The sequence below is a fragment of the Paraburkholderia monticola genome (genome assembly GCF_001580545.1).
Taxonomy (GTDB): domain Bacteria; phylum Pseudomonadota; class Gammaproteobacteria; order Burkholderiales; family Burkholderiaceae; genus Paraburkholderia; species Paraburkholderia monticola.
On sequence record NZ_LRBG01000038.1, the window covers coordinates 149,474 to 164,716 of the forward strand.

Annotated in this window: 14 protein-coding genes; 13 read left to right on the forward strand and 1 reads right to left on the reverse strand. The window is 63.8% G+C overall.

Annotated features, from left to right (window positions below; translation table 11 throughout):
* Positions 1–39: 39 nt before the first annotated feature.
* The 6 genes from CI15_RS28140 (at position 40) to CI15_RS28165 (ending at position 7,251) form a co-directional block, all read left to right on the forward strand.
* Complete coding sequence (locus CI15_RS28140; protein ID WP_062134581.1) at positions 40–1,491, forward strand: aldehyde dehydrogenase; 1,452 nt, start codon at positions 40–42, stop codon at positions 1,489–1,491.
* Positions 1,492–1,685: 194 nt separating this feature from the next.
* Positions 1,686–3,536: a feruloyl-CoA synthase gene (locus CI15_RS28145; protein WP_174543273.1), complete on the forward strand. Its 1,851-nt coding sequence runs from the start codon at positions 1,686–1,688 to the stop codon at positions 3,534–3,536.
* Positions 3,537–3,553: 17 nt separating this feature from the next.
* The gene (locus CI15_RS28150; protein ID WP_062134587.1) at positions 3,554–5,338 is read left to right on the forward strand and encodes an acyl-CoA dehydrogenase family protein; all 1,785 of its coding nucleotides are present in this window, start codon (positions 3,554–3,556) and stop codon (positions 5,336–5,338) included.
* Between the two features lie 148 nt (positions 5,339–5,486).
* Positions 5,487–5,933 (forward strand): YeeE/YedE family protein, encoded by a 447-nt coding sequence (locus tag CI15_RS28155; protein WP_062134590.1) that lies wholly within the window; start codon positions 5,487–5,489, stop codon positions 5,931–5,933.
* Positions 5,930–6,370 (forward strand): DUF6691 family protein, encoded by a 441-nt coding sequence (locus tag CI15_RS28160; RefSeq protein WP_062134593.1) that lies wholly within the window; start codon positions 5,930–5,932, stop codon positions 6,368–6,370. Before CI15_RS28155 ends, CI15_RS28160 begins: the two co-directional genes overlap by 4 nt.
* Positions 6,371–6,498: 128 nt before the next feature.
* Positions 6,499–7,251 (forward strand): SDR family NAD(P)-dependent oxidoreductase, encoded by a 753-nt coding sequence (locus CI15_RS28165; protein WP_062134596.1) that lies wholly within the window; start codon positions 6,499–6,501, stop codon positions 7,249–7,251.
* A 29-nt stretch (positions 7,252–7,280) separates the two neighbouring features.
* On the opposite strand, the gene ppk2 is transcribed toward CI15_RS28165, so the two are convergent.
* Positions 7,281–8,096 (reverse strand): polyphosphate kinase 2, encoded by an 816-nt coding sequence (ppk2, locus tag CI15_RS28170; protein ID WP_062134598.1) that lies wholly within the window; start codon positions 8,094–8,096, stop codon positions 7,281–7,283.
* 243 nt (positions 8,097–8,339) lie between these two features.
* Between ppk2 and CI15_RS28175 the strand changes: the two genes are divergently transcribed.
* From CI15_RS28175 to CI15_RS28205, 7 genes are all read left to right on the forward strand, one after another.
* Positions 8,340–9,020 (forward strand): VIT1/CCC1 transporter family protein, encoded by a 681-nt coding sequence (locus tag CI15_RS28175; protein ID WP_062136196.1) that lies wholly within the window; start codon positions 8,340–8,342, stop codon positions 9,018–9,020.
* Positions 9,021–9,333: 313 nt separating this feature from the next.
* The gene (locus CI15_RS28180; RefSeq protein WP_277621178.1) at positions 9,334–9,921 is read left to right on the forward strand and encodes a BPSL1445 family SYLF domain-containing lipoprotein; all 588 of its coding nucleotides are present in this window, start codon (positions 9,334–9,336) and stop codon (positions 9,919–9,921) included.
* A 1,060-nt stretch (positions 9,922–10,981) separates the two neighbouring features.
* On the forward strand, positions 10,982–12,151 hold the full coding sequence (locus CI15_RS28185; RefSeq protein WP_241495963.1) for a PAS domain-containing sensor histidine kinase: 1,170 nt from the start codon (positions 10,982–10,984) through the stop codon (positions 12,149–12,151).
* 5 nt (positions 12,152–12,156) lie between these two features.
* A complete protein-coding gene (locus tag CI15_RS28190) occupies positions 12,157–12,780 on the forward strand; it encodes a response regulator transcription factor (protein WP_062134608.1) in 624 nt (207 codons plus the stop codon).
* A gap of 163 nt (positions 12,781–12,943) precedes the next feature.
* Positions 12,944–13,330, forward strand: coding sequence for a response regulator transcription factor (locus tag CI15_RS28195; protein ID WP_062134611.1), 387 nt, complete (start codon positions 12,944–12,946; stop codon positions 13,328–13,330).
* Positions 13,331–13,547: 217 nt separating this feature from the next.
* On the forward strand, positions 13,548–13,940 hold the full coding sequence (locus CI15_RS28200) for a hypothetical protein (protein ID WP_062134614.1): 393 nt from the start codon (positions 13,548–13,550) through the stop codon (positions 13,938–13,940).
* Positions 13,941–13,956: 16 nt separating this feature from the next.
* Positions 13,957–15,243: an efflux RND transporter periplasmic adaptor subunit gene (locus CI15_RS28205; protein WP_082814324.1), complete on the forward strand. Its 1,287-nt coding sequence runs from the start codon at positions 13,957–13,959 to the stop codon at positions 15,241–15,243.

Below are 15,243 nucleotides of genomic sequence, written 5' to 3' on the forward strand. Positions count from 1 at the left end.
GCGGCGCACTTCAGCGGAATGGACCGAGGAGACGAATACATGCATCACACGAACCTGTTGATCGGCGGCGCGAAACGTGCCGCGTCGAACGGCAACACCTTCGAGCGCATCAACCCGGCGACCGGCGCGGTCGCCACCCGTGCCGCGGCGGCCACCGTCGAGGACGCCGATGCGGCCGTCGCCGCGGCGCAGCGCGCGTTTCCGGCGTGGGCGGCGCTCACGCCAACCGAACGGCGCAAACGCCTACTCGCCGCCGCCGACCGCATGGATGCGCGCACGGCGGAGTTCATCGCGATCGGCGCGGCCGAAACGGGCGCGATGGCGAACTGGTACGGCTTTAACGTGATGCTCGCGGCCAACATGCTGCGCGAAGCCGCGGCGATGACGACGCAGATCGACGGCTCGGTGATTCCATCGGACGTGCCGGGTAGCCTCGCGATGGCCGTGCGCCAGCCGTGCGGCGTCGTGCTCGGCATGGCGCCGTGGAACGCGCCCGTGATTCTCGCGACGCGGGCGCTCGCGATGCCGCTCGCGTGCGGCAATACGGTCGTGCTCAAGGCGTCCGAAGGTTGTCCCGGCGTGCATGCGTTGATCGGCGAAGTGCTGAACGACGCAGGTCTTGGCGAGGGTGTCGTCAACGTGCTCACGCATGCGCCGGAAGACGCGCCCGCGATCGTCGAGCGGCTGGTCGCCAATCCAGCCGTGAAGCGCGTCAATTTCACGGGTTCGACGCGTGTCGGCCGCATCGTCGCCGAGCTGTCCGCGCGCCATCTGAAACCCGCGCTGCTCGAACTGGGCGGCAAGGCACCGGTACTCGTGCTCGACGACGCGGATCTCGACGCTGCCGTGGAAGGCATCGCGTTCGGCGCGTTTTTCAATCAAGGGCAGATCTGTATGTCGACGGAACGCGTGATCGTCGATCGCAAGATTGCCGATGCGTTCGTCGCGAGGCTCGTCGCGAAGGCGCGCACACTGAAGGCGGGCGATCCGACGCAGCCGGGCTCGATCCTCGGCACGCTGGAAAGCGAGGCGGCGGCCCGGCGCATCCGCGCGCTCGTCGAAGACGCCCGCGAAAGAGGCGCGAAGCTGCCGCTTGGCTGCGAGGTGAACGGCGCGATCATGCAGCCCGTGATCGTCGAGAACGTCACGCGTGAGATGAAGCTTTACGCCGATGAATCCTTCGGCCCCGTGGTGACGGTGCAGCGCGTGGACGGCGACGAAGAGGCGCTGGCGGTCGCGAACGATAGCGAGTATGGCTTGTCGGCCGCCGTGTTCAGCCGCGATATCGGGCGTGCGATGAACGTCGCGAAGCGTATCGAGTCCGGTATCTGTCACATCAACGGCCCGACCGTGCACGACGAAGCGCAGATGCCGTTCGGCGGCGTGAAATCGAGCGGTTATGGACGCTTCGGTAGCAAGGCGTCGATTCCCGAGTTCACTGAGTTGCGGTGGATCACGGTGCAGACGAGCCCGCGTCACTACCCGATCTAGGCATCGGCTCCCGGCCGCAACGATTGCGGCCACCCCATCCTTGCATGAAGTCAAATCGAATGGGACCGGACCAAGTGCGTTGCATGAGACCGGAGTAGGCGCTAAAGCGCCAACTCCGGATCGGCACCTGAAGCGCTGACTCTGGTCGACATAGGAGACAGGTATTGGAATCGGAGCACAGCCACGCAGGCGCCATGGCAACCGGATACCGGAGCGTTGCCATCGGAGCGCCTTCATCGCGGATCGAGAAACGCGGCGACTGCTGGTACCTCGAGACACTTGAGCCTCTGGGCACGTTTCCGGAGCGCTTTACCGACCGCTTGCTGAGCGGTGCGCGCGCGCATCCCGAGCGGCTTCTCGTCGCGCGACGCGACGGCAGCGGCGCGTGGCAGGGCATCACTTATGCGCAGATGCTCGAGCGTGTGCGTGCGATCGGCCAGGCGCTGCTCGACCGCGATCTCAGCGCGGAGCGGCCGCTGGTGATCCTGTCGGGGAACAGCGTCGAACACATGCAGCTCGCGCTCGGTGCGATGTGGGCGGGTATCGCTTATGCCCCGGTGTCGCCGGCCTATTCGTTGATGTCGGGCGATTACGGGAAGCTGCGCCATGTCCTCGACCTGCTCAAGCCCGGTCTCGTCTACGCTGACGACATCGGCGCGTACGCAAGCGCGCTCGATGCCACGCTGGGAAGCGACGTCGAACGCGTGGGCGCGGCGTTCGCGCCGGACGCATCGAGGGTAACGCACTTCGATGCATTGCTCGATACGACGCCACGCGACGTCGACGCGGCCAACGCGCGCGTGAACGGCGACACGATTGCGAAGTTCCTGTTCACCTCCGGCTCGACGAATCTGCCGAAAGCCGTGCCGACGACGCATCGCATGCTGTGCGCAAACCAGCAGATGCTGCTCGAAACTTTTCCGCAGTTCGGCATCGAGCCGCCGGTTCTCGTCGACTGGCTGCCGTGGAATCACACGTTCGGCGGCAGCCACAATGTCGGCATCGTGCTGTACAACGGCGGCACGCTTTATATCGACGACGGTAAACCGGTGGCCGGCAAGTTCGACGACACGCTGCGCAATCTGCGCGAAGTCGCGCCGACCATCTACTTCAACGTGCCGAAGGGCTGGGAAGAACTGACTATCGCGCTGGAAAAAGACGCGGCGCTCCGTGAGCGGTTTTTCTCGCGCGTGAAGATGTACTTCTTCGCGGGAGCCGGTCTTTCACAGGCGGCGTGGGAGCGACTCGAGCGCGTCACGCTCGAACATTGCGGAGAACGCATCCGCATCATGGCGGGGCTCGGCATGACCGAAACCGCGCCGTCGTCTCTGTTCACGACGGGACCGGTATCGTGCGCCGGCTATATCGGCTTGCCGCCGCCGGGGTGTCAGGCCAAGGTCGCGCCCGTCGATGGCAAATTCGAAGCGCGCTTTCGCGGCCCGCACGTGATGGGTGGTTACTGGCGCGTGTCGCCCGCGCTTCAGAGCAACGTGTTCGACGACGAAGGCTACTATCGCACCGGCGACGCCGTGCGCTTCGTCGACCCGGAACGTCCCGAGCTGGGCTTGATGTTCGATGGCCGAATCGCGGAAGACTTCAAGCTGGCCTCGGGGACCTTCGTGAGCGTCGGGCCGATGCGCGCGCGCATCATCAGCGAAGGCGCGCCCTACGTTCAGGATGCCGTCATCACAGGGATGAATCGTGACGAAGTCGGCGTGATGATTTTTCCGCGACTCGATGCGTGTCGGTCGTTGACAGGTTTACCGGCGGACGCGGGCGCCGAAGACCTGCTCAACGCAGCCGCCGTGCGCGATTTTTTCAGCGGGCTGGTGGAACGGCTGAACCGGACTGCAACGGGGAGTGCCTCGTTCATCGCCCGCGTGCACCTGTTGAGCGTTCCGCCATCGCTCGATCTCGGCGAGATTACCGACAAAGGGTCCATCAATCAGCGCGCCGTGCTCCAGCACAGGGCCGCACTCGTGGAAGCGATGCACGCGGCCGGCTCCGCCGACCCGACAGTGATCCATGCGCGCCAAAGCAGCTAGCCCGGGGATACGAAGAAATGACGTTGACTTATCAGGCGCCGCTGCGCGACATGCGCTTCGTGATGGACGAATGGCTCGACGCCGCTTCGTGGTGGCGCGACGTGCCCGAGTGGCAAGACCTCGACTCGCACACGGCGCAGCAGGTGCTGGAGCAAGCGGCACGTTTCGTCGAGGAGCGCATCGCGCCGCTCAACGCGAGCGCGGATCTCGAAGGATGTCATTTCGACGCGGGCAAGGTGACGACCCCCGCGGGTTTCAGTAAGTCGTACGCGGAGTTCGTCGAAGCGGGATGGCCGACGCTGTCGCTCGACACAGCGCACGGTGGACAGGGTCTGCCGCAGCTTCTCGACGTGGCGCTTCAGGAAATGCTCGCGGGCGCCAACCATGCATGGTTGATGTCGCCGGGGCTCACGCACGGCGCGACGGCCTGCTTGCAGAGGTATGGCAGCGAGCGAGTGAAAAGAGAATTGCTGCCGAAAGTCGCGAGCGGTGAGTGGCTATCGACGATGTGCCTGACCGAGCCCCAGGCCGGCAGCGATGTCGGCCTGATCCGTTCGCGTGCGACAGCGGCGCCCGGCACCGATGGATATTTCATCGACGGCAGCAAGATCTTCATTAGCGGCGGCGCGCACGATCTGACGGAGAACATCGTTCATCTGGTGCTGGCCCGTTTGCCGGACGCCCCGCCCGGTACGAAGGGCCTGTCGCTGTTCGTCGTGCCGGAATGGCTCGCGGGCGACGATGCTGGGCGCTCGCGCAACGGTGTCCATTGCGAAGGCATCGAGAAGAAGATGGGCCTGAAGGGCAGCCCGACCTGCACGATGCGCTTCGAACGCGCATTCGGCTGGCTCGTCGGCGAAGCGCACCGCGGTCTCGCGTGCCTGTTCGTCATGATGAACGCGGCCCGCTTGCAGGTCGCGATGCAAGGTCTCGGGCACGCGCACACCGCGTGGCAACGCTCACGTGCCTACGCGCAGGAACGCGCACAGATGCGCGCGCCCAGCGTGCCGCTCGACGCGACAGTCGCGCCGGGACAGGCTTCACCGATCGCGTTTCATCCGGCCATGCGGCGGATTCTGATGGAACTGCGGGCGGTCGTCGAAGGCGAGCGCGCGATCGGTTACTGGACCGCGCATTGGCTCGACGTCGGCGCGCGTCATGCCGATGCCGCCGAGCGGGAACAGGCGGCGCAGCTCGCCTCGCTGCTCACTCCGATTGCGAAGGCGTTCTTTACCGCTAACGGTTTCGATGCCGCATCGAACGCGCTGCAGGTGTTCGGCGGCTATGGATATATCCACGAGTACGGCATTGAACAGACGTTGCGCGATAGCCGCGTGTCGATGTTGTACGAAGGCACCAACGAAATCCAGGCGATCGATCTGCTGGTTCGCAAGGTGCTGCCGGACGGTTCGCAGGCCCTCGGCTTGCTGCTTCGTCACGTGCGCGCGGAAGCGCAGTTTTGCGAGGAGTCCGATCCGCTGGTTCGTTCCGCAGGCGTGAAGCTGCGGGAACTCGTCGAGGCAGTCGAGCGCACGACACAGGCGATCAAGACACGCCAGGCGCATGACCCGGAGACCGCATATCGGGTCGCGGACGACTATCTCGCGATGCTTGGGTGGATGCTGCTGGCGTTCGCGTGGGCGCGCACGCTGCGAATCGCGGCGCCCCTACACGATTCGGAAGCGTTTTATGTGGAGAAGCGGGAGACCGGCCGCTTCTTCTTCGACTATCCACTTGCGGCTTTTGCCTATCGACGAAGCCTCGTCGAAGCCGGTTGCGTGGCAACCCTGCCGCACGTCTGAAAGACGTCGTGTGGCACCCCACCGCGCGGCCTGATGGCCGCCTATCTCGAGACGAAGTTCTGAGCGCAGAACTGGCGCTGCGATATCCTTGTGCAGCGGCCGCTGGCCGCTCCCGGATATCTTTTCAACGGCGTCATCAAACCCTGACATGGAATCGTTCACACCTTATAGCGCGCTGGCCGGTGGTCTGCTGATCGGGCTTTCGGCTTCGCTGCTGCTCTGGTTCAATGGCCGCATCGCTGGCATCAGTGGTATCGCGCGAGGGCTGCTATCGGGCGATCGCAGCGGCTTTCTCTGGCGCGCGCTATTTCTGCTGGGCCTCGTCGGCGGAGCGTGGTTCTACTACTGGCTGGCCGCTCGCGCTGGACACAGCGAGTCCGTGCCGGTTGCGAGAGCTGGATTTCCACCTGTCCTGCTGATTGCCGGAGGCCTCGCGGTGGGCTTCGGTACCGCGCTCGGGCGTGGCTGTACCAGCGGACATGGTGTATGCGGCATGGCGCGTCTCTCACCGCGTTCGATCGTCGCGACGCTGATCTTTCTCGCCACCGGTATCGCGACGACCTATGTGGTCCGCCACGTCCTGGGGTTCCAATGAAAGCGCGCCGCTCCCTCGCCAGTCTCGTGTGCGGGCTCCTGTTCGGCGTGGGGCTCGCGCTCGCCGGAATGACGCGTCCCCAGAAGGTGCTCGGTTTTCTCGACGTGGCCGGGCACTGGGACCCCAGCCTGTTGTTCGTGCTCGGCGGCGCGGTGCTGCTTGCCACGGTAGGCTTCCGTCTGGTTCTGCGGCGCGGTTCGCCGCTGCTGGAGACGTCGTTCGATCTACCAACGACGAAAACGATCGACATCAAGCTGATCGGGGGCGCGCTGATTTTTGGCCTCGGCTGGGGACTCTCGGGCTTTTGCCCCGGCCCGGCCATCGCACTGCTCGCCGCGCCGAACTCCGAGGCGCTCTACTTCCTGCCGGCCATGCTGGCGGGCTGGTGGCTGTACGACCTCGCGGTGCGCGGGAGCAAGCGTCGCGGCGATAGTTGATATCGCTGTGCTTGACGCTTCGATTCGTCAGCCGGATCGGCAAAGTTCGCCTAAGCTGAGGCAATGAAATCTTGCATCTCGTGCCGCCACACTTGTGGTGTTGCGGCTACGACGCGAAGGGGAGTGCCATGACTGAAGCTATCGGAAGCGCGGCGAGCGCGCGTGTCGCGTGGATTGCCGGAGTGGGCGCGAGCGCCGGACTAGGCGCGGCGCTCGCGCGCCGTTTTGCTCGCGAAGGTCTGCGCGTCGCCGTGACGGCGCGCTCGCGCGAGCGGCTCGATGCGATCGTCGACGAAATCCGCCGGGCCGGCGGGCAGGCCTATGCATTGCCCGCCGACGTCACGAGCGAGAGCGAACTCGCCGAGATTGCGCGCCAACTTGCCGACCATGGCACGCTCGAAGTCGCGATTTTCAATGCTGCCGGCATGACGCGAGGCCCGACGCTCGAACTGAGCGCCGCGGAGTTCGAGGCGGCATGGCGTGTCACGACGCTCGGTGGTTTTCTGTTTGCGCGGGCCTCGCTGCCAGCCTTGCTGGCGGCCGGACGCGGCTCGCTGCTGTTCACGGGGGCCACAGCTTCGCTACGCGGGCGCCCGCCATTTGCCGCATTCGCTGCCGCCAAAGCCGGCTTGCGTTCGCTCACGCAGAGCCTCGCGCGCGAGTTCGGGCCGCGCAATATTCATGTCGCGCACGTGGTGGTGGATGGCGGCATCGACGGCGAGCGTCTGCGTGCGTCCGCGCCGCAGTACGTGGCCGAGCGCGGCGCGGACGGCCTGCTGAACCCCGATGACATCGCCGACGCATACTGGCACCTGCATCAGCAGCCACGCAGCGCGTGGTCGCAGGAAATCGATCTGCGGCCATACAACGAATCGTTCTAGCGTGGCGTGGCGAGCAACCGCGGCACGGATCAAAACCGCTCGGCCACGTATTTGAACTGACGGTCGGGTTCCTTGTAACCGTCCGGCTTTTGCCGTTTCGGCAGCGTGACCTTCTTGCGAGCCGGCTGTTTATACGGAATCTTCTGCAGCAGGTCGCTGATGATGTTCAGTCGCGCGCGCCGCTTGTCGTTCGAGTTCGCTATGTACCACGAAGCATATTCGGTGTCCGACGCCGCGAGCATCTCGTCGCGAGCCCGCGAGTAGTCATACCATCGGCTATAGGACTTCAGGTCCATGTCGGTCAGTTTCCAGAGCTTGCGACCGTCGTTGATGCGCGCCTCGAGCCGGCGGGTCTGTTCCTCGGGGCTGACTTCCAGCCAGTATTTGAGCAGGATGACCCCGGAGTGGACGATCGCCCGCTCGACGAGCGGTACCGCCTTGAAGAAGCTCTGCACGTCTTCCTCGGAACAGAAGCCCATCACGCGTTCCACGCCCGCGCGGTTGTACCAGCTGCGGTCGAATATCACGATTTCGCCCGCGGCAGGCAAGTGCGGCACGTAGCGCTGCATATACATCTGGCTCTTTTCGCGTTCACTCGGCGCAGGCAATGCAACCACGCGGAACACGCGCGGACTGACGCGCTCGGTCAGCGCCTTGATCGTGCCGCCTTTACCCGCGCCGTCGCGTCCTTCGAAGACGATGCAGATCTTGCTGCCGGTTTGCACGACCCATTCCTGGAGCTTGACGAGCTCGACATGCAGATCGAAAAGCGCCTTGCGATACTCCTTGTACGACAGCGTCCGGCGTTCCTCGGACTGCTCGTTTTCCGACTTGGCTTTGGCCATGCTTTCCTCCCATTGCGGAGCGTCCCAGCGTATTGCGCAATGATCCATTCCCAAGGTAAAGCGTGGCGCGAATCAGGGCCATACGACCTTGGTCCAATATCGTCGGCGCAGAGTGCGCTATATGCTGGCGGCGTCTGCTCGCGCGTAGCCGATCCGACTGTGCTCGCCGCACCTCATCTGCACCTCATCCGTATGCCGGCGAAGCGCGCGGGCTCGATCGACACCATCGCCACGGGAGGCCTCATGAATGCCACCGGCCTGACGGAGCAGCAAAACGTCGCCGAGAGGGAGCCCGTTCTCGATGTCGTCGATCGCGTGTGCGAGTTGTGCTTCGGCCTCTTCATGGCGCTGACGTTCGTCGGCACGGTATCGGCCGTGGGCGCCGGCGCGGATGCGGGGCACAAGATGTTCTACACCGCGCTCGGCTGCAATCTTGCATGGGGTCTCGCGGACGCGGTGATGTACCTCGTGCGTACGCTGGTCGCGCGCGGCAGGCGAGTGACGCTTGCACATGCCTTGCAAAGCGAGCCGGATGCAGCCGTTGGGATTCGGACGCTTCACGATGCGATGGCTGAGTGGCTCAAGCCATTGCTCGGCGACACGGAACTCGAGTCGATCCGCAGGCGTGTTGCCGCGCGGGCGGATCTGCCGCGGCGCGCCGCGTTCGTGCGCGGCGACTTCATCGCTGCCGCGGGTATTTTTCTACTCGTGGTCTGCTCGACATTCCCGGTTGCACTGCCGTTCCTGCTGGTTGCGAACGTCCCGGCCGCGTTGATCGTCTCCCGTGTATTGACCGTTGCGATGCTGTTCGGCAGCGGTGTGGCGCTGGGTCGCTACGCCGGGTTTAGCGGCTGGCAAGCCGGCCTGGCGATGGCGGCGGTCGGCATCCTGCTGACCGCGGCGATCATCCTGCTCGGCGGATGATCGCGATCGGCGGGGCCGGGCCGCCTCGCGGACTTCGCGTTTCGTCCATCGTCGCCGCTGGCTGTAAGACCAAGGTCCGATTTCGCAACGGTTCCGGCGTGACATCATGTACGTGCAGGCGTTGTAGTCGTCGCTCCGGAAGTCGTTGAGCCGACGCTTCCAATGCTCGCGACGTGCGGCCGGAGGATCGACGCGCGGCGAATGCATTGACGGTTCCTTGGGCGGCCATGCCGCTTCATGGCAGAGAAAAATGATCGAGGCTTCCAGACATCAGGACTGGCGAATCGCATCGTAACCAGAACGGAGGTCGATAGTGAACAGACGGAACTTTGTGCACACGCTCGCGCTTTCAACCATGGCCGCGAGTCTGGCTTTGGCGGGTTGCACCACGACGGGAAGCAGCGGTGAGAGCCCCGCCACCGACGCCGCCCATCGGCAGGAGATCGACGCGGCCGTGGACGGTACGATGTCGAAACTGTTCAGTACGGTGCAAGGCTCGCACGAACTCGTATCGAAGGCGCAGGGCGTGCTGGTGTTTCCTTCGGTGAAGAAGGCGGCGTTCATCGTGGGTGGGTCGTTCGGTGAAGGCGCGTTGCGCGTCGGTGGCAAGACGGCCGGCTATTACAGCACCGCCTCGGCATCGTTCGGATTGCAGGCCGGCGCTCAGTCGACCGCCGTGATCTTCCTGTTCATGACGGCGAGTTCGCTCCAGAAATTCCAGAGTTCGTCAGGCTGGGCGGCGGGTGCCGATGCCGCGGTCTCGCTGGCGAAAGTCGGGGCCAACGGCGCGCTCGATACCAAGTCGATAGACTCCGAGGTCGTCGCGATCGTGTTGACCAACGCGGGCCTGATGGCCGACGTGTCGGTGGCCGGCACCAAGGTCACACGGATGAATCTGTAGCAGCGAGCGGCAAGCGGCGGCATGGGCTGGTCGTCATCGTGCTGTCACGGAGCGGCACGATGCGGCCAGTCATGCTCTTTGCGGCTTGCCACGGATTTCGTATCGAGCGTGACTGTTTCATTGCGTGATATCGCGGCATCGTTACAGCGAGGTCGCGCGACACGCCTCACCTGCGCAAGTTTGACGACGCGCAGCGGATGAGTATTGGCGGATTCACCATCCCCCAGTCTCCTATCCTCCTTCCTGTGTATTCAATACCGATAGAAAAGGTAACGCGAAGCGCGCGCGCCCGCCGCGGCGCTGCGCTTAGCCATTCGCCTGGCATAAATCTATTTTCCGTAGTCGATAAATGCCCATGATTCGCACTGAAATAACGTGCTATAAATGCGTCGGCTACCTCAATAGAAAACGGTTCTCTGAAGAGTTAATGTGATCGAAGAATTCGCATTCATCGCAAAGCGAGATGATTCGTTTGCTAACGTTCTTGTCCGCACGACCAGGAGCGGCACTCACGCTGCGCGCCCATAATTAATCGGCTAAAAACAATGTCGTGAATGGCCGGACGTTGGCGGACAATGCAGAAGACGATTGAGTAGTTTCCCGAGGAAACGGCACAAATTACGACCCCCTGTCGGTAGATGATTCTGGATAGCCTATACTGAGTTCCAGCCACCAGACGTGCGAAGTAGCGATTGTGAAGTCAATTAGGTAGTTCGAAGTCCAAGATAAAGACGTCGCAGTTGTACGGAATCCGTTCGCACTGGACCCGGAGGTGCCAATGATTAATCTGTTCGTTCACGGCAGACACCTGGCGATCGGGGTAGCGGGACTTTTCACGGCGTTGTACGCGCAACCGCGCCACATGGGGCAAAGCAGTCCGTCGCCGATCGACACGACGCGCACTGGCGGACTTCCACCCTCTGGACACAGCCCTTCCAGACAATCCTCACCCAGCCATCACCCGTTCGAACGTCATCGCCACATCCCTGGGACGTCCAGCCGGCAGAGTACCCCCGATGCCTACGAGCCGCCGCATTCGCCGCCGGCCTGGCGACGCTGGGTGGACGGGTGCGCAGTGTGGCTGCGTGGCGAGCGCAATCCCGGTGCGCGGCGGATACTCGGCGCCAAAACACCGCTGCGTGAGACGCTGGAAATATTGCCGGTCCCGATCGTCACGGTCGATCAGTGGGACCAGATCATCTTCGCGAACGCGCGCGCGGCGCAACTGTTCGGCTATACGCGGGAGGAGCTGATCGGCGCGCCGGTCGCGAGGCTGTTTCCGATCGATGGCATCAACGACGATAGTCGGGGCCTCGGCGAACATGGCACGAAAATGAAAATCCCCGGTGTCTCGAGCACGCGGATTCTGATTGCGCGCCGGCGCGACGGCCGCGGCTTTCAGGCCGAGGCCGAGACCACGCGATGCCGCGTGAACAATCAGGAATTGCGGATCACCGCGATATCGGATTGCGGTGCCTTCGGCGAAGCCGATGGAAATTTCAAGGAACTCGCGCATCTCTCGCGCGTTTCCGCATTAGGCGAATTGGCCGGATCGCTCGCGCACGAGTTGAAGCAGCCGCTTACCGCGATTCTGTTCAACGCGCAGGCTGCGCGCAAATTCATCGATGCCGAGACGATGAACGTCGTGGAGCTTCGCGAAGCGCTCGAAGATATCGTCGCCGACAATTGCCGCGCGAACGACGTGCTGCAGAAGATCCGCGCCCTGGTCCGCAAAGGCGATGTCGAATTGCAGTTGCTGGACCTCGGCAAGGTGGTGCGCGACACCGCGATGCTCGTGCACAGCGATGCGTTGACGCGCGGCGTGCGAACGAGCTTCGATATTCCAGACAATCTGACGCTGATTTGCGGCGACAAGGTTCAGCTTCAGCAGGTGATCCTGAACCTGCTGCTCAACGCTTTCGACGCGGTCAAGGATTGCCCGCCCGCCGGTCGTCTCGTCGAAACGACGGTGCGAGAGGAAGCGGACGGACTGGTACGGGTGACGGTGAAGGATTGCGGCCAGGGCCTCGCCGTCGACAGCATGGAGCGGATTTTCCGGCCGTTTTTCACCACCAAGCCGCAAGGGCTCGGGCTGGGTCTTTCCATCAGCCGCACGATCATCACCGCGCACCGCGGCCGGTTGTGGGCAGAAAACAACGAGGGCAAAGGGGCATCCTTTCACGTCGCGCTTCCCGTGGCGACTGATATCCGGCGAGGACGGACGCTCTGATCATCATGAACCAGACCATCACTCGCGTCTTCATCGTCGACGACGACGACAGCGTGCGCTGCGCGCTCGCCCGCTTGCTGCGCGCCTCGGGCTACCAGGTTGAATGCTTCGACAGCCCCGACGCGTTTCTCGAGCGGGCCGATTTGACGAGCATGCCGGCCTGCCTCGTTCTCGATCTGCAGATGCCTGGCATGACGGGACTCGAAGTGCAGCGCAAGCTCGATCAGCTTCTGCCGATCGTGTTTCTGACCGGGCATGGCGACATCAGCTCGAGCGTCGACGCGATGAAGGGCGGCGCCGTGGACTTTCTGCCCAAGCCAGTGTGCGAGTCGCTGTTGCTCGCCGCGGTGGATCGCGCGCTCGCGCGCGCGTGTGTCGAGAGCAGGCGGCGCCACGAACGCGAGGAAATCGAAGAGCGGATGCGGCATCTGACGCGCCGCGAGCGTGAAGTGATGGAACTCGTCGTGACCGGCCGCCTGAACAAACAGGTGGCGAGCGATCTGGGCGCGGCCGAAAAGACCATCAAGATTCATCGGGCCCGCGTGATGGAAAAAATGAAGGCCCGCTCGATCGTCGACCTCGTTCGACTGGTGCAAAAGGCCGGCGTCTGCACGGCCGACGAACCATAATCGCGCCGAATCAGTCGCCGGATCCCGCATTGCGCCGCCACTCTGGCGGTCGCTGGCCGATCTCGCTAGTGGACCAAAGTCTTATATCTCCCTGGGCTTTCAACCATTACGCTAAGGCATCGATGTTCTACTTTCCGGAGCGACTGCGCGCCAGCGGCGTCATATGGTCAACGCTAACCAATTCGTTGCGGTGGTCGACGATGACGAGTCTGTGTGCCGGGCCATCAAGCGTTTGCTGCATTCCGAAGGTATCAGGGCGGAGACGTTTTACAGCGGCGACGAGTTCTTGAATGAGCTAGCGGCTATTCCGTCGTATCGGCCTGCCTGCGTGATTCTGGACGTCCAGATGCCGGGAAGCAACGGTCTGGAAGTCCAGCGTCAGGTCGCCCAGATGGGCGTGCCGGTCATCGTGATCACCGCCTACGACGATATCTCGGTCCGCCAGGCCGCGCTGGCGGCCGGCGCGGCCGCGTATCTGCGCAAGCCATTCAACAGCGCGATCCTGTTCAAGGCCGTGGAATTGGCCATCGGCGGTCCGCCGCCGCCGTGAAGGCGCGTCTTAGCATCGGATGATATGAGACCAAGGTCCGATTGTCGCCGTTACTGCGGACCACCAAACTGAACTCAGCCAACGCGTGGAACTGAACGCGGGCTATGCCGTACTGCACGCGTGACCGAACCGGTCGCAGGGCGTGCATGCGTTTGCGCGCGCCGTGCGCTGCGCGGAGTGCGGTAGCGTTCAAGGAAAAAAAGCGGGAGCGCACGTGATGAAATCAAGCCCGGTTTGTCTCGCGATTCTTCTCAGCACCGTAGCGTTGCAGGTCGGCGCGGCGGACTTCGACGGCAGCAAGCGGCTGATGTGCGCGACGATCGACGCGCACGCCTGCGATCCCGGCATCGCCTGCACGCGCTCGCTGCCCGCGGATCTCGGCTTGCCGAGATTCCTGACGCTCGACTTCGACAAACGCGTCGTGATCGGCCCCGCGCACACGACGCCGATGGCCGTGATCAACAAGGGCGGGGATCAGGTTCTCATCTCCGGCACCGAGATGGGTTTTGGCTGGACGCTGGTCGTCGATTCGATTGACGGTGAAATGACGCTGACGATCGCCAACAGAGACGACGCCTTCGTGCTGTTCGGCAATTGCACGCCCTTGTGATCAGGTGGAGTGCGCGATGAAAACCATCCCCGTGTCCTGTCACTCGCCGCGGCGGGATTCTCGCAGCGCTCGTGCGCTGTGTGTCGCGGTCGCGACGCTGGCGCTGCTCACGTCCTTCGCCGGCTGCAAGAAGGCATCGGGGCCGCCCGCGCTCGGCGCGCCGGAAGTCTCGGTGATGACGGTCGTTGCTCAGGACACGCCGGTCCAGCTCGAATTCACCGCACAGACGCAGAGCTCGCGCGAAGTCGAGATTCGTGCGCGTGTGGACGGCTTTCTCGACCGGCGGATGTACAGCGAAGGCGACAAGGTGAAGGCCGGCCAGACGATGTTCCTGATGGATCCGAAACCGTTTCAGGCCGCGCTGCAGACGGCGCGGGGCCAGCTTGCGGCACAGCAGGCGCGGCTCACCGTCGCGCAGCAGAATCTCGCGCGGGTCAAGCCGCTTGCGGCGCAGCAGGCCTTGAGCCAGAAGGATCTCGACGACGCCATCGGCAACGCGAAGCAGGCCGAGGCCGCGGTGATTTCCGCGCAAGGACAGGTGGAGACGGCGGAGCTCAACCTCGGCTATACGACGATCAAGTCGCCCCTGGATGGCCTCGCGAGCTATGCGAGACAGCAGGACGGCAGCTATCTGATCGCCAATGCATCCGGGCTCCTGACCTATGTCTACCAGCTCGATCCGATCTGGGTGAACTTCAGCGTTTCCGAAAACGAAATGCTCCACTTTCAGGACGATATTTCGGCAGGCAAGCTGCAATTCCCGCCACACAGCGAGTTCGTCGTGACCGTGGTACTCGCCGACGGCTCGGAATTTCCGCAGAAAGGCACCATCAGTTTTGCGAATCCGGCGTTCAGCACCGACACGGGCACGTTCCTCGTGCGGGCCTCGCTCGCGAACCCGAAGGGTACGTTGCGGCCGGGGCAGTTCGTGCGGGCGCGCGTGTCGGGTGCCATGCGGCCGAATGCAATCCTCGTGCCGCAACGGGCCGTGCTGCAGGGCGCGAAGAGTCACTTCGTATGGGTCGTGGACAGTGAGTCGAAGGCGAAGCAGCGGGTGGTCGAAGTCGGCGACTGGAGCGGCGACAACTGGTTCATCAACGATGGCCTGAAGGCCGGCGAGCGCATCGTGGTAGATGGCGCGATCCGTGTAGTGCCCGACGTGGCGCTGAAGATCGTCGGAACGCTCCCCTCCACGCAGAGCGGCGGCCAGGCGATCGTTGAAAAGGGCGGCGCGTCGGCGCCGCAGGTCAGCGAGGGCGCGCGAGCGATGGCGCCGGCCGCAACCAGCGGCGCATCGCAGTAA